General features: G+C 49.4%; 17 protein-coding genes. 1 reads left to right on the top strand and 16 read right to left on the bottom strand.

The window, feature by feature from the left end:
• Positions 1 to 31: 31 nt before the first annotated feature.
• The 10 genes from L1F29_RS14585 to L1F29_RS14540 form a co-directional block, all read right to left on the bottom strand.
• Entirely contained in the window at positions 32 to 1,000 is a 969-nt protein-coding gene (locus L1F29_RS14585) for a C-terminal binding protein (RefSeq protein WP_258389024.1), read from the bottom strand.
• Positions 997 to 1,983: an alpha-ketoacid dehydrogenase subunit beta gene (locus L1F29_RS14580; RefSeq protein ID WP_258389023.1), complete on the bottom strand. Its 987-nt coding sequence runs from the start codon at positions 1,981 to 1,983 to the stop codon at positions 997 to 999. Before L1F29_RS14580 ends, L1F29_RS14585 begins: the two co-directional genes overlap by 4 nt.
• Positions 1,976 to 3,004 carry a thiamine pyrophosphate-dependent dehydrogenase E1 component subunit alpha gene (locus tag L1F29_RS14575; protein ID WP_258389022.1) on the bottom strand — a complete coding sequence of 343 codons (1,029 nt, stop codon included), beginning with the start codon at positions 3,002 to 3,004 and terminating at the stop codon, positions 1,976 to 1,978. The genes L1F29_RS14580 and L1F29_RS14575 overlap by 8 nt, the downstream gene beginning before the upstream one ends.
• A gap of 190 nt (positions 3,005 to 3,194) precedes the next feature.
• Positions 3,195 to 4,466: a dihydrolipoamide acetyltransferase family protein gene (locus tag L1F29_RS14570; protein WP_258389021.1), complete on the bottom strand. Its 1,272-nt coding sequence runs from the start codon at positions 4,464 to 4,466 to the stop codon at positions 3,195 to 3,197.
• Between the two features lie 229 nt (positions 4,467 to 4,695).
• Positions 4,696 to 5,487 carry an SDR family NAD(P)-dependent oxidoreductase gene (locus L1F29_RS14565; protein WP_258389020.1) on the bottom strand — a complete coding sequence of 264 codons (792 nt, stop codon included), beginning with the start codon at positions 5,485 to 5,487 and terminating at the stop codon, positions 4,696 to 4,698.
• 41 nt (positions 5,488 to 5,528) lie between these two features.
• Positions 5,529 to 5,651: a hypothetical protein gene (locus L1F29_RS14560; RefSeq protein WP_258389019.1), complete on the bottom strand. Its 123-nt coding sequence runs from the start codon at positions 5,649 to 5,651 to the stop codon at positions 5,529 to 5,531.
• 396 nt (positions 5,652 to 6,047) lie between these two features.
• Entirely contained in the window at positions 6,048 to 6,533 is a 486-nt protein-coding gene (locus tag L1F29_RS14555) for a GlcG/HbpS family heme-binding protein (RefSeq protein ID WP_258389018.1), read from the bottom strand.
• Positions 6,534 to 6,623: 90 nt separating this feature from the next.
• Positions 6,624 to 7,820, bottom strand: a complete 1,197-nt coding sequence (locus tag L1F29_RS14550; RefSeq protein ID WP_258389691.1) for an MFS transporter — start codon at positions 7,818 to 7,820, stop codon at positions 6,624 to 6,626.
• 334 nt (positions 7,821 to 8,154) lie between these two features.
• Positions 8,155 to 8,601 carry a GyrI-like domain-containing protein gene (locus L1F29_RS14545; RefSeq protein WP_258389017.1) on the bottom strand — a complete coding sequence of 149 codons (447 nt, stop codon included), beginning with the start codon at positions 8,599 to 8,601 and terminating at the stop codon, positions 8,155 to 8,157.
• Between the two features lie 157 nt (positions 8,602 to 8,758).
• Complete coding sequence (locus L1F29_RS14540; RefSeq protein ID WP_258389016.1) at positions 8,759 to 9,703, bottom strand: DMT family transporter; 945 nt, start codon at positions 9,701 to 9,703, stop codon at positions 8,759 to 8,761.
• Positions 9,704 to 9,875: 172 nt separating this feature from the next.
• Between L1F29_RS14540 and L1F29_RS14535 the strand changes: the two genes are divergently transcribed.
• Positions 9,876 to 10,781, top strand: a complete 906-nt coding sequence (locus L1F29_RS14535; protein WP_258389690.1) for a LysR family transcriptional regulator — start codon at positions 9,876 to 9,878, stop codon at positions 10,779 to 10,781.
• Positions 10,782 to 10,942: 161 nt separating this feature from the next.
• Here the strand turns inward: L1F29_RS14535 and L1F29_RS14530 are convergent, their stop codons facing one another.
• The 6 genes from L1F29_RS14530 to bla form a co-directional block, all read right to left on the bottom strand.
• On the bottom strand, positions 10,943 to 11,689 hold the full coding sequence (locus tag L1F29_RS14530; RefSeq protein ID WP_258389015.1) for an SDR family NAD(P)-dependent oxidoreductase: 747 nt from the start codon (positions 11,687 to 11,689) through the stop codon (positions 10,943 to 10,945).
• Positions 11,690 to 11,979: 290 nt separating this feature from the next.
• Positions 11,980 to 12,363, bottom strand: coding sequence for a VOC family protein (locus tag L1F29_RS14525; RefSeq protein WP_258389014.1), 384 nt, complete (start codon positions 12,361 to 12,363; stop codon positions 11,980 to 11,982).
• 1,253 nt (positions 12,364 to 13,616) lie between these two features.
• Positions 13,617 to 14,006: a penicillinase repressor BlaI gene (gene blaI, locus L1F29_RS14520; protein WP_258389013.1), complete on the bottom strand. Its 390-nt coding sequence runs from the start codon at positions 14,004 to 14,006 to the stop codon at positions 13,617 to 13,619.
• 12 nt (positions 14,007 to 14,018) lie between these two features.
• A complete protein-coding gene (locus tag L1F29_RS14515; RefSeq protein WP_258389012.1) occupies positions 14,019 to 15,791 on the bottom strand; it encodes a BlaR1 family beta-lactam sensor/signal transducer in 1,773 nt (590 codons plus the stop codon).
• An 86-nt stretch (positions 15,792 to 15,877) separates the two neighbouring features.
• Positions 15,878 to 17,902 (bottom strand): penicillin-binding transpeptidase domain-containing protein, encoded by a 2,025-nt coding sequence (locus L1F29_RS14510; protein ID WP_258389011.1) that lies wholly within the window; start codon positions 17,900 to 17,902, stop codon positions 15,878 to 15,880.
• A 96-nt stretch (positions 17,903 to 17,998) separates the two neighbouring features.
• Positions 17,999 to 18,925, bottom strand: a complete 927-nt coding sequence (gene bla, locus L1F29_RS14505) for a class A beta-lactamase (protein WP_373876543.1) — start codon at positions 18,923 to 18,925, stop codon at positions 17,999 to 18,001.
• Positions 18,926 to 19,136: the final 211 nt, after the last annotated feature.

The raw sequence follows: 19,136 nt of genomic DNA, 5'->3' as shown, positions 1-19,136 counted from the left end.
GGATGCCCTGCCCTCCACGGCAAGAGCTGCCTCACTTCAGTGCCTCCAATCCCTTCGCATTGACAATCGTCGGGACAGGACGGCCTTCCAAATAATCGATCACCCTGGTAACCGACATTTCCCGCAAACGAATCTCGGCTTCCACGGAATACCAGGCTATATGGTTCGTAATGAGCGCCTTTGGATGATGGATAAGCGGATGGCCGATATCTGGCGGCTCTTGATTCAGTACATCGAGTGCCGCATAACGGATTTGTCCGTTATCCAAGCCTTCTGCCAAATCCTGCTCATTGATCATGCCGCCGCGCGAAACGTTGACGATAATCGGCTGCTTCTTCATTAACGCTAGCGTATCGCGATTAATGATATGCTTCGTCTCCGGTGTAAGCGGACAATGAATGGACAGGATGTCCGCTTCCTTAAGCAGTTCCTCGAAGGATAAGAGCTCTACCCCTGTTGGTACCTGGTCCGCTCGCAAGAAAGGATCGCTAACGGCGATACGAAGGCCGAATGCTCTCATGTATTCAATGACCTTGTTGCCGATCCGGCCCATTCCAATCAGGCCGAGCGTCAATCCCGACAACGCTTGAATCGGCTTCAGCTCATTATTGTCCCACCGTCCGTCCTTCACGATGGTCTGAGCGGGAACAAGCTTACGGTGGGCGGCCAGAATCATACTGACGGCTTGCAGCGCCACTTCTTCGATACAATAATCCGGCACATTAATGACCGGAATGCCGCGCTTGCTCGCAGCTTCAATGTCCACACTGTCGATGCCGACCCCCATCCTGCCGATTACCCTCAGCTTCGGCATGCCGTCAAGCAGGTTACGGTCAACCTTCTCCAAGGCAACAACGAGGGCATCGGCATCTTCCACGGCCGGTGCGAATTCGCTTGGCTTCAAGCCGTTATGAACGTGAAGCTGCATACCGGCTGCATGGATATGCTTCTCTTCAATATGCGAATCTTCGTAGTTCGTGTTCAAATAGACGATCTTCATACTTTCACGCCTTCCATGACAGAGTTTACGGCTGCGATAACGTCATTCTGATTAGGCGTGATGGCATCCTGAAGAATCGGCGAAACCGGCATGACAGAATGCTTGCTGCCAACGCGCATTATCGGAGCATCCAAATAATCGAACACCGTCTCGCCGATGGATGCGGCGATTTCTGCGCCAATACCGCCGTGGCGATACGCTTCGTGTGCGATAACGAGGCGCTTGGTCTTTCGCACGGATTGAGCGATCCTATCCAGATCCAGCGGGGCGATCGTCCTTAGATCGATGACCTCCGCGGATATGCCCTGCTTCTCCAATACCGCCGCTGCCTGCAGCGATTTGGAGACCATGATCGAATAGGTCGCGATGGTCACATCGCTCCCCGGCTTCACGATCTTCGCTTGACCGAAAGGGATCGCGTAGTCATGCTCAGGCACATGGCCCTTCAGACTGCTCAGCATCTTATGCGTGGAGAAGATAACCGGATTGCTGCCGCGCAGAGCGGTCTTCATCAGACCCTTAATATCTTCCGGCGTGGAAGGCATGGCAACGTACAGTCCCGGCGTATGCGCGAACCAGGCTTCGAAGGATTGAGAATGCTGCGGACCGGTCGATCTGGCTGCGCCGCTTGAAGCGCGGATAATAACCGGACACTTGAATTGACCGTTGAATTTGTACTGCACCTTCGCAATTTGATTCACGACCTCATCCATCGCGCCAAGATAGAAATCCTCGAAGTTCAGGTCGCAGATCGGACGAAGTCCGGTTAGCGCAGCCCCCAGCGACATGCCGACCATAGCCGCCTCGGATATCGGAGTATCGACAACACGCTTATGTCCGAACGTCTTGCCGATATCCTTCAATTGACCGAAATGCCCGCCGCGGATGCGGATATCCGTCCCGAGCACGAAGATATTCGGATCCCGCTCCATCTCCTCTCGAATCGCTTCCGCGTATGCTGATGCATATGTTAGTTCACGCATGTTCAGTAACCTCCGCCGAGAAATTATGGTCCATGACCGTTTCCACATTTGGCTCAGGGCTGTTCACCGCGAATTGAACGGCAGCCTCGATTTCCTGTTCAACCTCGGTTTTCATGGCGTTCCATCCGTTCTCATCCAGCAAGCCCAATTCTTCCATACTCAGCTTCAGTCTTATGATCGGATCATTCTTCATCCACTCTTGGACTTCTTCTCTGGTTCTGTAATTCTCTAAATCGCCGATCGAATGCCCTTTGAACCGGTAGGTCTTCGCCTCGATCAAGGTCGGTCCTTCGCCGCTCCCTGCACGAAGGCGCGCCTCCTTGGCAGCCGAATAAACATCCAGAACATCCAAGCCGTCGACGATCACTCCCGGCATCCGATATCCGGCACCGCGATCGGCAATATGCTCGGCAGCCGTTGAGTATTCGACGGACGTCTCGACGGCGTATTGATTATTCTCACAGACATAGATAGCCGGCAGCTTGAAGATCGAAGCCATGTTGAGGCTTTCGTGGAATTGGCCTTTGTTCGCTCCCCCGTCGCCGAAGAAGGCAACCGCCGCTTGGTCGCGAATCAGATACTGCGCGGTAAAGGCGGCGCCGGTAGCTATGACGATGGATGCGCCGACGATGCCGTTGACGCCAAGCATCCCCTTGGAAGCATCCGCCATGTGCATGCTTCCTCCGCGGCCGCCGACGATACCGGTTTCTTTGCCCAGCAGCTCGGCCATCAGTTTGGACGTTTCCAGACCCTTAGCAATCAGGATATGATGTCCGCGGTGCGGTCCGGTGACATAGTCCTCTTCCTTGAGCGCCATCATGACCCCGACGGCAACTGCTTCTTGCCCGATGGCAAGATGAACGCCGCCCACGACTTTGCCGCTCAGCGTCAGCTCCTCCGCGCGCTGCTCGAAGACGCGGATGCGGAGCATTTCCTTCAGAAACCGCTTCAGCAATTGCGAATCGAATGAATCGAAAGAATAGCGTCCCTCTTGCCGGGCATCTTGGGATGAGATAGACAAGCGAATCACTCCTATAAGTTTTGTGAAGTGTAAGCTTCCTCGAGTTTCTTCGTAACAAAACTAACTTCGGAAGCTTACGCATAAGTTTTGTGAAGTATATGCATCCTCGAGATTCTTCGAAACAAAACTAGCTTCGGAAGCCTGTGCTTAATCAGCCTACGTTCCTGGCAGATCGCTACCGAAACGCGATTCATTCATGCTCAAGAAATAATTGATACGGCTGCTCGACCAAGGTTTTGATCTGCTCGAGGAATGCTGCCGCAGGCGCGCCATCGACGATCCGGTGATCGAAGGTCAAGCTGAGCTCTGCCATGTATGCGATTACAATTTTGTCTTGATCGATAACCGGTTTCTGGACGATTGCCCCGATTCCGAGAATAGCGGCTTCCGGATGGTTAATAACCGGCGTGAAGCCTGTAACTGGATATTGGCCTAAATTCGTAATCGTGAACGTGCCCCCGCTTGTCGCTTCCGGACGAAGCGGTTCCTTCTTGGCCGTATCGGCCAAGCTCCGGACCTCCTTGGCGACGGAGAATAGCGAACGCTTATCGGCATCCCGCACGACAGGAACGACAAGACCATCCGGCAGCGCAACCGCAATCCCGATGTGGATTCCATCCGGATGGAACAACCGGTCATCCTTCCACTGGGCTTGCAGCATCCGATGATCCTGCAGTGCGATCGCTGACGCCTTCGCGAATATCGCATCATAGGAGATCGTGTAAGCTTTATTCCGGTTGAGTCCGGCATTCATCTGCGTCCGCAAGCGTACCGCTTCATCCATGCGCACCTCCATGAACAGCGTTACCGGTGCGGTGGTCAGATGCGAGGCTACCATCCGCTTGGCAATCGCCCCTCTCATTCCCGTGACCCCCGTTTGGTTCGTATACTCCGAGAACTGCGGCGACTGTACATCTGTCGAAGCTGCTTTCGGCATATGGGTTTGATAGGCGAGAACGTCCGACTCTATTATTCTTCCGCCCGGACCTCTTCCCGTCACCAAGCTTAGATCGATTCCGCCTTCTCTAGCCAGCTTCTTCGCAGCCGGAGAAGCTTTAATCAATCCTTCCTCTTCTTGGTATTCGTCCTGATTATCCGCTATCGCATAATGTATAGCTTCTGCTGAAGCTTGCATCTCAGACATGCCCAGAATAGGAGCAGCGACAGCGGAGGCTTCGGCATTCGCGGATTGTGACGCATGGTCTTGAACGGCTGCATAATCGTTCTCGGAATAGATCATTGCAATTTGTTCACCGACAGGAATGGAATCGCCCGGTTTCGCTGTAATACAACCTAACAGACCGCTTGCCGGCGCAGTAACTTCCATCACGGCTTTGTCGGTTTCGATCGCCACAATCGGTTCGTCCTTCTGTACCTGATCGCCTTCTTGATACAGCCACTCCACGATGACTCCTTCTTCCATCGTCAAGCCAAGCGATGGAATCACAACACTCGTCGACATATGGACCTCCTTCTGTATGATAGGATTGAGGTTGGCAAGGCAGCTTTCCGGAACAGAGAAGCTACCTTACTCCCGTAATCTAGCAAGAATTGAACTCGAACAAGATTCGTCTTCAGGGTCGCCGCGGGACGTTCTTATACATAGAAGGATGAATTTGCTGAGAAAACAGGTTTACCTTTCCCCCAATTGCAATGGATCACCCACCCTGGCAAGAGCAGGTTAACGATGCCTACTCCTGCGGCCGAATATAAGGTAATCGTTCCGGTCCGTGATACGCAGCATAGCCGCCATCGACATAAAGCGTGGTTCCAGTAATAAAAGAAGCGCGCGGAGAGCACAGGAACAGAACCGCATCCGCGATATTCTCAGGCGTCCCGAGATGACCGACCGGCGTTCTACGGACCATGTCCTCTTGATCCAGAGCCCCTGATTCGAATGCAGACTTGAGCCCGTCTGTCAGGATATACCCCGGCGTGACCGTATTCACGCGGATGCCGTCCAGTGCCCATTCGCAGGCCAATGTCCTCGTAAAGCTGTCGACGGCTGCCTTCGATACGGAATAAGGCAGCCTGCGCGGTATGCCGCCCAAGGCGTGAATCGACGAGATGTTCACAACAGCGCCCGATTGGCGCGCCAGCATGATTCTGCCGGCCTCCTTGGCAAAGTAGTACAGCGACTTCAAATTCGTATTGAAGATATAGTCCCATTCATCCTCTGAAAAATCCACGATCGGCTTGCGGATGGTCATGCCTACATTGTTAACCAATACATCAATTCTGCCGAAGGATTCCTTCACCTTGCTTACCAGCTGCTCGACTCCTGCCCCTTGAGAAACATCAGTCGTATAAGCGAATGCTTGTTGTCCTTGAGCGGTAATCTCTTCAACGGCTCGAACTGCGGCATCTCCATCGATATCAACGACGATCACCGTTGCCCCTTCCCGGGCGAATGCTCCGGCTATGGATTTGCCAATACCGTTGCCCGCGCCTGTTACCATTGCGATCTTGTTCTGAAATTCCATCGGGCGTTCCTCCTTCAGCCTTTACCGTACATACTCCATACTTACGCTGTTAATCGATTGTATGCTGCTTCCCGGAACCTTCCCGGCTTCTCCTCCTGCTTGTGAATCAGAATGACCGCAATTCCGCGAGCTTCGTGAATGACTGCAAGATACCCGTTCTGCATCGATCTGCAACCGTTTTCATTAATGGCATCCTTTATAATCGATTCTATGAAGCGACATATAACACAGCGAATCATGACTTCGAAATACTGTCCCTTCAGGATGGTAGTGAATTGCCTACATGACAGACCTCTCGGCAGCTCCGTCAATTCTTCCTTAACAGGGTTGGTTCACTATCCGTCCTACTCCAGTATGAATCTCGAACGAAACATAATGACAACCAACAAGAGTATCACGTAAATTAGTCTACAATATTTATATAAAGTATACAATTTATAAGCCATAGTCGTCAACGAATTCGTTAACTATTTCTTCCATATAAAAAACACCGAGGTCTCTGGCGATTCGCCGTCGACCTCAGTGTTGTATACAGCCCTATCCTTGTTCCTCTTAGCGCCTCACGCGTTACCCATCTCGCTGTACGGATTGAAAGAACCGATTCGAACCGTTGCAATCTGTGATCCGCCCAATGCGCGCATGCTCTCAAAAGCTTGAACCATAGCATTCGCAATCTCGATATCCTGTGTGCTAGTGCCGCCGCTGACACCTACGCCGCCGACGATGACGCCGTCTCGTGCGAGCGGGATTCCTCCCCCGAGAATGACGAGCCGGCCGTCATTCGTCGTATTGATTCCGAACGTTGGCCCCCCCGGCTGTGCGGATTGCGCCAAATTTGCGGTCGGCATCCTCATCGCCACGCTCGTCCATGCCTTGTTCTGCGAGATGTTGATCCCGGCGATCCTCGCATTATCCATGCGGTGGAACGCAATAAGATTAGCGCCATCGTCGACGACGGCGATATCTGCAGACAACCCGAGCTCTCTTGCTTTTCTTTCACCCGCCGCAATCAACATTTTCGCTGCATCTAACGTCAGTTTGGTCAAGATCTTTCACTCCTTAGCCTGTAACTGATGCATTGTATGGTCATATCCCCAGATTCGTGAGTCATAACCGAATTATTTTCAATGCAGCCTTTACAGGACTTCATTGCGTGCACGGAGCTTCATGTACATGACGAAACAGCACGCGGAGCTAAGCAAAGCCAGCAGACCGATAAAGGCATAGCCGGCCTGAAGGCCGATAATCGGCCCTTCCGCCGCTCCCTGCTTCGCAAACAGCTTATTTACGCCCTCGATGATGAAGCCAATAAGCACATTGCCGATGACGCTTGCGATTCCCATCAGCGTAACCGTAAAGGTGATGGCCGTATCGGTTCCCTTCGGATAGCGCTTTGCCAGCAGAGCCATAATGGTTGGATATATCGGAGCAATACCGATACCGGCTAAGGCAAACAATATCGCTCCGGCTTCCCCGATCAGAACGCCTGCCAAGCTGCATAATCCGGAGAATGCCGCGAAGATCATGATGGAGACCGTATAGCCGATTTTATCCGTTATCGGTCCAAGAACAAGTCTGGCGAGCATGAAGAACAGGAAGAAGATCGACAGCATGCCCGATGCATCTTCAATCGACCATCCGTACGCCTTCTCCAAGAAATTGACGAGCCAGCTCCCGATCGCAAGCTCGGATACCACGCCGAAGGATAGAATGGTTACGATTAGCCAGGCGATGGGATCGCGGCTGATTTCTTTATACGAGATACGCTCCCCTGTCTCCTGGGCTCCTGGCGGAAATTTGCCTATGAGAGACGGAATGATAGGCAGGAGCGAGAAGGATAGCATAATGAGGTACATCCCCCGCCAGCCTAATTCTCCTCCGAACACTTGCCAGCCCATCATTGATGCGGCGAAGATCGGCGCTACCGTGGAGCTGAGTCCATAGAAAAAATGCGCCAAATTCATCATAGTCCCCGTATTCTTGATGAAAATTCGAGCGGCCATGATCGCCAGACCGATCTCAAGCATGCCGTTGCCAATATACATGAGAAAATAAGATGCCGACAAAGAAGTATAGCTCGTCGATTGGTACATGAGAACGCCTGAAACAGCCATCGATGCGAAGGCGGCAATTCCCGTCCACTTGATCCCAATTCGATTCGCCAGGGCCGATGTGAACGAACAGGCAACAAGATAGCCCAGCGAATTCAGAGCGAGCAGCAGTCCCAGCTGCCCCTCACTCAGTTGAAAGTCATTTTGCATCTTGGGAATCGCGGGGCCTTTAATATTTTCAGAGAAACCAAAAATAAGAAATCCGCCGAATACAACAAGCATTACAATGTAGTAATTGGAATTCAATCGTTTCAACAAAACGGCGTTCCTCCCGAAACTATTATTCTGATGGTAGACAAAGAAAAGAAAAACCCGCTCCATAAGCGGGTCGAAACCGTTCAATATGCATACCGTCATTCAGCAAACTATACCTTGCTGCCTGCCCTAGCCTTCTTCAACCGATCCATCTCGGGCGAGCTGCGTACTTATGAACAGCATGACACAACCACTTCATATTCCATTTATCCAATCGTTTACATCCCATAATCAAAACTTAACTTTAGAATCATCGTAACATACTTGGAAGCGATTGCAACCTTTTTTCGACCGCTAAACCTTAATTTCTCAACCGGACGGGAAACATCAACGTGATCGTCCCCTTCATATGATCGACTTCTTCGATACTGTAAGTCTCCGCCAGTTCATAATCCGATGCATTCACCCAATGGAGTAAATATTCAAAGGTTGAATCATTTGTTTTCTCCACACATGCATAGATGTATGGCGGGCATTCATGAGCTGCCATTCCTTGCGGGAGGTGTTCGATGCGTTCGACTTCCGTTCCGATTATGAACGTGAACGCATCCGTTTCCACTTTATAATCAAGAGGATCAATCGAGACCGCATAGTCGAGCGAAGAATCGACCTTGCCGGCAATTTCAGCTTTACGCTCCTTAAAGCTGTCGTTCAACCGAGGAAGCTTCTCGCCGGCATCCTGAAGCGTTGTTTGCGTGGACATGCCAATAAGCCGGATTGCATCTTTCTCAACGATACGAACTTCCACAATCGATCACTCCTTCGAAGATTCGGCATTTAGCCGCTGATAATTCATTCGAGGAATTACATTCTTTTTCCTTTTTCTTTGATTGAAAATATAGCCATAAAAGGAACACACTCGCTGCTGCGCAGCTGCGGAAAAGCTCCAAATACCGCCGTTCTACTTAAGCCGAAATATTCGCTTGCAGCAGACTGCTCCTGCGGCTCATGACATTATTCGCCACTACAGCCGCAATGATCAACGCCATCCCCCACCATTCCAACGGACTTACGTGATAGCCTCTGGCAGCGGTGATTAAGAACGTCGTCACCGGTGCGAAATTGATGAACAGAATCCCGTTAATCGGAGTTAATAGCTCAATTCCTCTAAACCAGGCTAGAAGGGCAGCCACTCCCCCGATCACGATCAAGAAAGACAAATGTGGCAACGCTGGCAGCACCTGCTCCTTCGTCGGGAAGCTAAGTACGCCGGACCATGTCAAGGCACAGTTCACGAGGAGCGAAGCAAGCGATCCGAATATGCAGGTCATCGCGGAATACCGCAGCGCCGACCAGCCTTTGAATTCTCCGCTGCCCACCGTATAGACCACCCAGCCAATGACAGCGATAAAAAGCGACAGCAGCGGAACGATTTGCAAATCGCGGCTGCCAAGCATACTGAGATCTCCCTTTGTGATGACAAGCAGTACACCAACAAACGCCAATCCGATGCATGCGATCGTTCCGGCATGAGGCCGTTGTCGCGTCATGATCCAAACTAGCAGCACGACAAGGAGCGGCATGAACGATTCCATAATGGAGGACAGCAGAACCCCCGATGAACCCAGCTGCTTCTGACCCCAGAACAGACCCATACTATTCACTGTGAAACCGCACGTGCCGAATAAGACAAGCTTGCGTCCGGCGCGTTCGAGCTTAAAGGCGCCGCGGCCTTCTTTGTAGTACAGTATGGCTCCTAATAAGAGAGCCACGATGCCATATCGGAATGTCGTTATCCAGAACGGATCGATATGACGCATCGCAAGCTCGGCAACCGGGAAAACGCCCCCCCACGCCACTGCGGCGATAAAACAATATAAAGCACCTAACCATAGCCCGGCTTTCCCCATGCTGCTCGAACACTCCTATTTGATTTTTCTCTATGCGGCCCGCCTATCGTTCAAAGTTGAGCCGTGACTATCTTATCGCCTCTATGGTATCTTGTAAAATAGTTAGAAGTGATCTTTTATATGAGGGAAATTGATAGCACGCGATCCCCTACGGTCAGGAGCATAAACGATGATGAATATTGGCGATATACGGATTTTTATGGCGGTGGTCGAGCATGGGAGCGTAAGCCGTGCTGCAGAAGAATTAGGGTATGTCCAGTCGAATGTTACGGCGCGCATTCGTTCGCTTGAACAGGAGATCGGCCGGCCGCTATTTCATCGGCACCGCCGCGGGATGACCTTGAATGTCGAAGGCCGCAAGCTGGTTACGTACGGGGAACAGTTGTTGCGATTGATGAACGAGATGAACAAAGCTTTTCAAGACGGGGATGATCCTGCGGGATTGCTGCGGATCGGATTAGTCGAGACCGTGGTTGGACTGCCCGACATTCTATCTGCCTACCATCGCCGGTACAAGCAGGTCGATCTTAATCTTGCCATTGGCGTCAGCGGCCGGTTGATCGAGGATGTGCTGGAATGGAAGCTGGACGGAGCCTTCGTTGCGGGCCCTGTCGATGCTCCCATTCTTGATCAAGTTCCCGTGTTCGAGGAAGAGCTTGTGCTCGTGTGCGGAACCGTTCGTGAAGAAGCTCACGCCGCACGATCCGGAAGAGAGCTGCTCGACCTGCCGATGCTTGTGTTCAATCAGGGCTGCGGATACCGGGCAAGACTGCAGCGGTGGGTGCAATCGGAGGGACTGGCTCCGATGAAGATCATGGAGTTCGGTACGCTGGAGACGATTATCGGCACCGTAGTTGCCGGACTTGGCGTGACGGTTCTGTCGCGCGCCTCGGTCGAAAAGCTGGAACGAGAAGGCTTGGTGCGGTTATTCGACATCCCGGAGCCCTACCGGCATGTCAGCTTCATCTATATACGACGCTCGGACGCCTATCTCGGGGAAGCGGAGCGCAAATTTATTCAGACGATCTCGGAGCTAAGTACGGTTAAAAGAGGCGTTCCTCTGTTAGGGGCCATCTAGGTAAATACGGATGAGCGTTAGTGGCCGCCTTTGTTCCCGGATTTCTACGCTCTCTCGCTGATTTGAATCCATCCGGGAACAATTGCAATCGAAGTAGCATACTGTTTTTCGCAGCGGCTGACGGTCCGAGCTGTTCCAATCATTTGCTCCAATTATGCATGCTATCTCGCTGTCCATCCGTTGTCCACCATCATATTGCTGCCCGTCACGAAAGTCGATTCGTCGGAAGCCAGATACAGAGCAGCGTAAGCGATGTCGGCCGGTTGGCCGATTCTGCCCGTGAAGCATCTTTCCATTAATTTGGCGGCACGTTCGGGATCCTGCAGATCTTGTTGGGTTAGCGGCGTCTCAATAATGCCCGGACTAATGCAGTTCACCCGAACCTGGTGTTTACCGTAATCGAGCGCCAGATTTTTGGTCAGCAAATTCACGCCGGCTTTCGCCGCGTTATATGCGGGATGCTTATAGAACGCGCTCGTGCCCCCGACGGATGAGGTGTTGATGATGGAACCGCCGTTCTTCATCATCTCCGGCAGTACATATTTGCAGCATAGAAACGGACCCGTCAAATTGATATCCAGGGTCTTCTGCCAATCGGCAAGCGGCATCTCCGTTGCAGCGGCAATGGTGTACCACGTCGCGTTATTGAACAGCACATCGATCTTCCGATAACGTTCCACGACTCGGGCCGCCATCCGAATGACATCGTCTTCCTTGGAAACATCGCAGCGAACGAAGAATGCTTCACCGCCGCTCTCCTTAATGAGATCGACCGTCTGCATGCCCTGCTGCTCATTGACGTCGATGACAGCGACCTTGGCCCCTTCCCTTGCAAACAGCCGGCAGGTTTCTCTGCCGATTCCGGACGCGCCGCCCGTAATGATCGCTACTTTCGATTGTAAGCGCATATAAACTCTCCCCCTCTTTCAATGAAAGCCCTTTCTCAATTCGTTATTATCGCACACTGCAGCTTTTTCTGCACCGAAAATGTCTAAACTCTGCCTGGTATGAGATTCGCCGGCAATGGAACGGAATGTTTGCGGAAGAAAACGAATGGTAATTCTCTTCTCACTCTCTGGAATAAAGAAATAGCACAGCTGGGCGGAGAACGTCAGCCGTGCTATTTTACAAGAGTGATGGTTGTGGCAGGATGAGATGATTAATGTTCGATGATTGCCCAACAACCTTGCTAACCTCGCTAGCTGTTATAATCGCAAGAAAGCTCAATGAGATGGCCGTCCGGATCGCGTATATAAATTTGGGCAAACCCTGCCACGCTATCCGGATAAGCATCGTAGGGAACGCTGCATTGATCCAGCCATGCTATCGTCTTCTTATAACTATCCACCCACAGCGCAAAATGCTCCGAATGCTGCGGCCGATCCAGCACATCCGACCCCTGCGGCAGAGCCATCAGATGAATCTGATGCTTGGATTCTCCCACCTCAAACCATGTCCCTTCATTCGAAAAAGGTGGACGTTCAATCCTTCGCACGCCTAAAACATCCGTATAGAACCGAGTGGAAACTTCCAGATCCCTCGCAAACACGCTTACATGATGTATACGTTGACTAGATAGCATTCGGCACCCCTCCTTGTATGTAGGAAGTATGAATAAATTACCAATCGAGTCCATTGTAACATCTTGGATTGGGTTTGGTTAGGGGGTTGACAAGGACTCTTTCATGTTATTCTTATCAAGGCTAAGCGTTATCTTTTGTTGTGTATTATCCGATGTTCCGTTTTCCCCACCTGCCGTCAATCCATTCATAATCATAAAGAATTTCGAAGCTTTCGATGGAAGCTCTTTCAAGTCTTCTTTCGTTAATCCTTTAAGAGGCTCGAAATAACCGATCAGTACGTCTCCTTACGACAAACTTTTTCAAGTGGAAATCCTCCCCTTATAATTTTTCTGATTCGTGAAAGTTGGCCGTTACATCCCGATCGTTTTAATAAATCCTTCTGATCTTTGCAGTTATGTTTAGCACTTTCAAAGACTCTATTCTCCTTCCTCCCTCGCAAAATAACGCCTTGCAACCTGTCTAGTCTGTGGATGTTGAGGAAAGTATATTATAGGAAGAGGGGCGCACAATAAACCGTTTTCAACGGCCAAACATTTTTCGAAGCGACATGTCTTATGCATTAGCCACAGAGGGAAAGGGACATCCCGAACTACAACGATATTTAAGAAAACCTTTGAATAATATAGAAAGTCCTTGGATAACGGGCATGAATAAAAGCAGCTACTTCAAGCTGTCGGTTACGTTAGCAATCTAAAAAAAGATCCGCCGCGGCGGATCCTTTTGCAATATTATTAGTGATCGGTATTAGTGATCGATGATACAGATGCAATTAAATGAGCTTTGGCATCGATAATTCAGCTTTCCTGGTTCGCTGATCTTCCTGCAAGGCCGTCCATGATGATTGCACTTAGATATGATTGTACATGCTTTTTAATAGGATCGATCATTCCTCCGTTTTATGAAGATCTGGGATTTTACCGCTTCCTCCCTCCCATTTATGAATACAAGCAAACTCACTTTAACCGTCGACGATATCGCACGCATCAGCCTAACCATCCATTACGAGGCCGTTTGCGGTATTAGCGCACGCGTTCCCAGGGTTTATGTAAAGCAAGACCAGAAATGCAGTTTCGAGGCGTTAAACTCATGCCTTTTCAAGCTTACTGATTACTTTGGAGACTTCTTTCTTTATCCACACAATCTTACGGCTTTACAACGGTTCGAGATATTTAATAACGTTCCTATATAAAAAATAAAAGCTACAAGAAAGTTACTTTCCTGTAGCTCACTTAAATGCAAGCTGCGTTTGGCATTATCGTTTTTTCTTATCGGATTTCTCATGCAAAATGGAACGCAGTTCTTTGATCTCCTCGTCGGTTAGGGATTGCTCTTCGAAAAACTGAACCAGCATTGTATTGATCGTCCCGGCATAAATTCGTTTAAGAAAAGACTGGGCCTCGGCGAGTTGGCATTCGCTTTGCGTGTATAAAGGAAAGAAGGTATAAACCCGCCCATCCTGTTTGACGCCGACAACCTGTTTTTTGACCAGACGATCCAGTAGAGTGCGGATCGTCTTAGGATTCCAATCTGTCTTCCCCTGCAAGGAGCGAATAACTTCGTTAGCCGTTTGTGGAGCCTTTTCCCAAAGCACATTCATGACTTCCCACTCTGCTTCCGAAATTCTTGGCACTTGTTTAGACATTCCATCATCCCCTCAATATATGCCCTTATCTCTTAAAATTTTTAATGTTAGTTCCGCTGCCGTACTCCCGTTCGCATGATCTTCACTTTTGATGTTCGTTGCAAAAATGAAGGTATTCCCATTTTCCTCTACATATCCAATAAACCAACCATTTGTATTTTTATTATTTACAGCGCCTGTACCTGTTTTGCCGGAAAGCAGCGCGCCATCCTTTTCTTCCAATTTAATCGCGTCTTTGACGGTCTGGATATGTTTTTCCTGGAATCCGAAATGGTTTGTATAAAATGCCTTCAATAACAGTACTTGCTCAACCGGAGATATCTTTAATGAAGATTCCAGCCAATACGGCGCCGGCCCACCGGATATATCGGCATTTCCATAATCAATTTGCTTAACAAATTGCTGCAAATGCTTCCGATCAATCCTGCTCTCCATCTTCTGAAAATACCAATCTACCGAGTACTTCATCGCCGTATACAAATTATGCTCCTTGTTCCAGGCATCGTAGGGATACTTCTCGCCGCTCCATTCAATTTCAGAATTAGTAGCCTCAATGGCGTTGGACTCCAAACCAATCAAAGCACTATAAATTTTGTAAGTGGAATCCGGGGAAACCCTCCATGTGCTGTTCTGTTCGTTGTATATACGATATTGATCAGCTTGCATGTCATATAATACAAAGGATCCTTCATAACCAGAAAAATAGGCGCTTAGATTCTCATAACTTGTACGCTCTCCAGTAAAGGAATAGCGTTGATCTTCGCCGGCCATCGCTGAAACGAATGGAATCTGAATGGAAACCAAGAGTCCTGCAAGCAAGAAAACAGCGATACTTTTTATTCTCAACCGTTTTGATTCTGCTCGAAAGGATGCAATCGTTTTGATGCGTTGTTTGATTTGGCTTTTTGGACTGACGAGTTGACTTGCCAACGCGAGATTCATAGGCCGTGACACTCTGTCCGCAAAGTTTATAATCGTATTGCCGTATTCGGCATGGCAGTCATGGCCCAATGATTGCAACACAGCGATATCGCAGGCAATTTCACGATCCAATCTCATTTTTCTAAATGCGATCCAAACGAGCGGGTTGAACCAATATAGGAGTTGAAACATTACGATCCAATAATTCGTTATGTTATCCTTATTTTTCAAATGATTCAATTCGTGCAGGAAAATATATTTTATTTCATCCCGAGAAAGCCATTCGGAAAATTGGACCGGAAACACAAGATAAGTCTTAAATAAACCAAACACCATCGGAGATTTTACAAGCGGCGATTCCAAGACAATCAAATCTTTATGGATATGCAGATGCTGTTTGCACCGCTCCAACAAGTCTAAAATTTCTTTATTGAAAAAGTAACGGGAGCTATTTTTCATATCTTTGATTTTGAGCCAAGAAAGCACGGTTACAATTGCAAAAGCGAATACTCCGGCCAACCAAACGATAATTGTAATTATCTGCAGAAATGGTGGTGTTGAGTCATTTACCGAAATCGTAAAGTCCTGCAGCCAATTCGCATTTCCAGGTTCTTGAGTCCATGAGCCGGTTACGGAAACGCCTGTTCCGCTGTATCCACTTACGTCGAATCCGGTAAAAGCCGTTCCGAAATAAAAAAAACGGCTCGGGACAAACGGCAGCGTTAATGCCACCATCAATAAAAACCATAAGTTATAGTGCCATTTTACAGTAAGCTGCTTTCGGAAGATTGCTTTGATTAGCATAATACCAACGGCTGAAAAAGAAGAAACAATGAAGCTTATAACAAACATAGAAAAAAACATGCTGTCTATTTCCCTCCTTCAACCTTTACAAACATACTACTAACTATCGCATTTCTATATTGATTTATCAATCTAGACAGTTGTATTCATCGGCCATCCATGTACGCTCTGAGAACAGGTGCGGTTTTGCGTACGACATAAGCGCTCCCGCCGCGATTCTGCACATCCTCGATCATGATGGCCATCAATAAATCAGCGCGTTCCGCATCATAAGCGACGAACCAACCGTTCTCTTGACCTTTCTCTTCTTTGCTTCTCTTCAACTCCGCGGTGCCGGTTTTCCCCGCAATCCTGCTGCCTTTTATATACGCCCCGCGTCCTGTGCCCCTCGGATTTTCGACAACCTCAAGCAGCATGCGATTTATCGCTTCAGCAGTTTCCGGAGCCAGAACCGGGTCTCCCCATGGTTCCCCTTGAGGCTTCTCGTCGTCCATAAGCTCCATTACGGGTGTTATCAGTTCCCCTCCATTGATAAACGGAGTATAGGATAAGGCCAGGTGCAGGGGACTCATAGCGACTTCTCCTTGTCCATAGGCGGAATCGGCCAACAAGATTTCACTCGTTATACCGTTATTCGATAAACTGGCTTGCGGAAACGGGTATGCGATCGGCAAGGGCTTTCCAAACCCGAATTTCCCTGCCTCCCTGCTGAAAATGTCTACACCCATTTCGATTGCTTCTTGAGCCAAATAAATATTGTCCGAGTTTACGATGGCGTCCATGAGGCTCTCGACGGGAACATCCCTCACCCGTTTTACATAATAGCTGCCCCAGCTTTCATCTTTCGCCCACCGCAATCCATCGATGGTTTTGATTTCGTCAACCGAGCTTACTCCAACTTGTAATCCGATAGAGGCGGTGATCGGTTTAAAAACGGAACCGGGTGCGTACAGTTTTGTAAAACGATTTAACAGCGGCTTCTTGGGGTCTTCATTCCACGATTTCCATTGTTCCGAAGATAACCCCTGAATAAACAGGTTAGGATCATAAGCTGGACTGCTGACTAACGCAAAAATTTCGCCCGTCCGAGGGTGAATAGCCACGCTTGTTCCCACATCTTCCTCCAATGCTCGATAAATTGAATCCTGGAGCTGCGCGTCGATCGTCGTATGGATGTCCCCTCCGTTCACCGGCTCGATCTTTGCAAGCGTTTCTTTCTCCTGCCCGTCTATCTTGACAATCGCGATTTGTTTGCCGTCCCGCCCTCGTAATCGCTCGTCGTAAATGAGCTCCATTCCCGCTTTCCCGACAACATCGTTGGGGTCGAACCGTTTTTCTGGATGCTTTTCGATATCTTCAGAAGTAACTTGTCGAATATAGCCGGTCAAATGTGCGGCGGCTTCTTCATATGGGTATATCCTTGCGCTTTTCTCTCTTTTCGTTACCCCCTGTAAATCGCTGAAATCAAGTTCTAGCCGTTCTTCCGATATATTGACGATGGGTACGAACACATTATCCTTGCCCCAAGGAACATCGAGTTTTTCCTGAATAAACGACTCCGGAACCGCAAGTCTCTCTGCGAGCTTGGCGATTGTTTCCTCCCTGGCATCCCCCAGCTGGCCCGGAACGATTCCAAGCACTTCGATACTGCCGTTCGCGGCAAGTTCCCGGCCAACACGGTCATAGATGCTCCCCCTTTTCGCCTTCAGTGTACGAACATTCACCTTATCCCCTTCGTCCATCGACGGGAATAGCAGGGAGGGCTTCCATGCAACTTTCCATTCCTGATTCGTTTCTTTGTTCTTTACGATTTGCATGGCGCCGTCGACATTGATTGGTCCTGCCGCGGTATCCATCTTGAGATGGTAAGGGAACTTCTTGATGTCCGACGCGCCACCTTTGCCTTCGTCGACGTGAGGAACGGCGGCAACGGTGAGGTTGCTCATTTCGATCCCTTCGTAAATGGAGCGGTAACGAGTGACGAACTCCTCCTTCGTAATAGCGACTTTAGCAGATTCGGATATCAGTTCGTACATTTGTTCGTAGCGTCCTTGTTGCCAATATCCGATATAGCTTGCGAAGACGTTCTCCGGTTTAAGATTCTCCTCTTTGCATCCCGGCAGGATAAATAGGAATAATAAAAGGCAGATGAAAAAAAGCACGTTCTTCATAAGACACCTCTTCTTCTTGAATGGAAACAAATGAAGGCTCGCTAACTTCGTTTAAGGAATTTGCGAGCCTTTACTGTAATCACCGTGACGAGGCGTTCACGGCTCTCGCATTAAGGCGTCCAATGTGACTTTGGCTGCCTGCGCGATGAGCGAGTTGTCATAGTCGGCATCCTGTGTATCGCGGCTGGATAATATCGCCATGGCGATGGGATCGCCATTCGGAGGCCAAACGATGCCAATGTCATTCCGCGTTCCATATTTCCCGGCGCCGGACTTATCGCCGACTGCCCAGCCATCCGGTACGCCCGCGCGAATCAGTTCGTCACCCGTTGCGTTTCCTTGCATCCAGTCCGTGAGAATCGCACGTTTATTTGCCGGAAGCGCATCTCCGACTGCAAAAGCGTGGAGCGAAGCGGCAAGAGCCTTCGGCGTGCTTGAATCACGGTCGTCTCCAGGGACGGCTTCGTTCAGCTCAGTCTCGTAGCGCTCCGCTTGGGTGACGTTATCTCCGATTTGCTTCAGAATCGTTTCGAAGCCGGCGGGGCCCCCCAACTTTTTGAGCAACAGATTGCCCGCCGTGTTATCGCTATAGCGAACCGCAGCTTCACTTACTTCCCTTAGCGTCATCCCGGTCGATACATGCTTTTCAGTGATGGGCGAATATGTAACCAAGTCGTCAATGGAATATGCAATGATTTTGTCGAGTTCCTCGATAGAACTTTTCTGTAACACAGCGCCTGCTGCCAAAGCCTTGAATGTAGACGCATAAGCGAACCGCTCATCAGGCCGATAAGCGATCGTTCGCCCCGTTCCAGTGTCTATTGCGAAAACGCCGAGCCTGGCGTCGAATTCATTCTCTAGTTGTTTAAACGCTTGATCGGTCACGGCCGATTCAGCCGTCGGCGACGTCTCTTTGTTCTGGACGTCAGCCGTTGGCATTCCAGTCTGTGCGCAACCGGTTAGCAGCAGAATAGCGATCAAAAAGATTGATACGATATATTTTATCTTGTTCGTTCGAAATATAAATCCACCTATGGTTTTCAAAATACAATCCCCCTTTCACATGATGTTAAAAATACAAATGCAGGCACTTCTTTAGACTACCCTCCTTATTTCACGAATAGATTACATATGTAATCCGTTAGTCCATACTACATTTGTAGTCTAACAATGTCAAGTTCTTTGATTGAATGACACTCTTCAACTTTATTTATCTAGCATGAAATATACTGAC

The sequence above is a fragment of the Paenibacillus spongiae genome (assembly GCF_024734895.1).
In the GTDB taxonomy this organism is placed as follows: domain Bacteria; phylum Bacillota; class Bacilli; order Paenibacillales; family Paenibacillaceae; genus Paenibacillus_Z; species Paenibacillus_Z spongiae.
The sequence above is the reverse complement of the archived record's forward strand: the minus strand, read 5'-3'. Positions and strand labels throughout refer to the sequence as shown.

What these genes read in the sequence shown, in the direction of transcription:
- L1F29_RS14535 (WP_258389690.1), top strand. Translation starts at nt 9,876, where the DNA reads ATGAATATTGGCGATATACGGATTTTTATGGCGGTGGTCGAGCATGGG.
- L1F29_RS14530 (WP_258389015.1), bottom strand. Translation starts at nt 11,689, where the DNA reads ATGCGCTTACAATCGAAAGTAGCGATCATTACGGGCGGCGCGTCCGGA.
- L1F29_RS14570 (WP_258389021.1), bottom strand. Translation starts at nt 4,466, where the DNA reads ATGTCGACGAGTGTTGTGATTCCATCGCTTGGCTTGACGATGGAAGAA.
- L1F29_RS14525 (WP_258389014.1), bottom strand. Translation starts at nt 12,363, where the DNA reads ATGCTATCTAGTCAACGTATACATCATGTAAGCGTGTTTGCGAGGGAT.
- L1F29_RS14550 (WP_258389691.1), bottom strand. Translation starts at nt 7,820, where the DNA reads ATGCTTGTTGTATTCGGCGGATTTCTTATTTTTGGTTTCTCTGAAAAT.
- L1F29_RS14540 (WP_258389016.1), bottom strand. Translation starts at nt 9,703, where the DNA reads ATGGGGAAAGCCGGGCTATGGTTAGGTGCTTTATATTGTTTTATCGCC.
- L1F29_RS14580 (WP_258389023.1), bottom strand. Translation starts at nt 1,983, where the DNA reads ATGCGTGAACTAACATATGCATCAGCATACGCGGAAGCGATTCGAGAG.
- L1F29_RS14565 (WP_258389020.1), bottom strand. Translation starts at nt 5,487, where the DNA reads ATGGAATTTCAGAACAAGATCGCAATGGTAACAGGCGCGGGCAACGGT.
- L1F29_RS14510 (WP_258389011.1), bottom strand. Translation starts at nt 17,902, where the DNA reads ATGAAGAACGTGCTTTTTTTCATCTGCCTTTTATTATTCCTATTTATC.
- L1F29_RS14585 (WP_258389024.1), bottom strand. Translation starts at nt 1,000, where the DNA reads ATGAAGATCGTCTATTTGAACACGAACTACGAAGATTCGCATATTGAA.
- blaI (WP_258389013.1), bottom strand. Translation starts at nt 14,006, where the DNA reads ATGTCTAAACAAGTGCCAAGAATTTCGGAAGCAGAGTGGGAAGTCATG.
- L1F29_RS14560 (WP_258389019.1), bottom strand. Translation starts at nt 5,651, where the DNA reads ATGCAGAACGGGTATCTTGCAGTCATTCACGAAGCTCGCGGAATTGCG.
- L1F29_RS14515 (WP_258389012.1), bottom strand. Translation starts at nt 15,791, where the DNA reads ATGTTTTTTTCTATGTTTGTTATAAGCTTCATTGTTTCTTCTTTTTCA.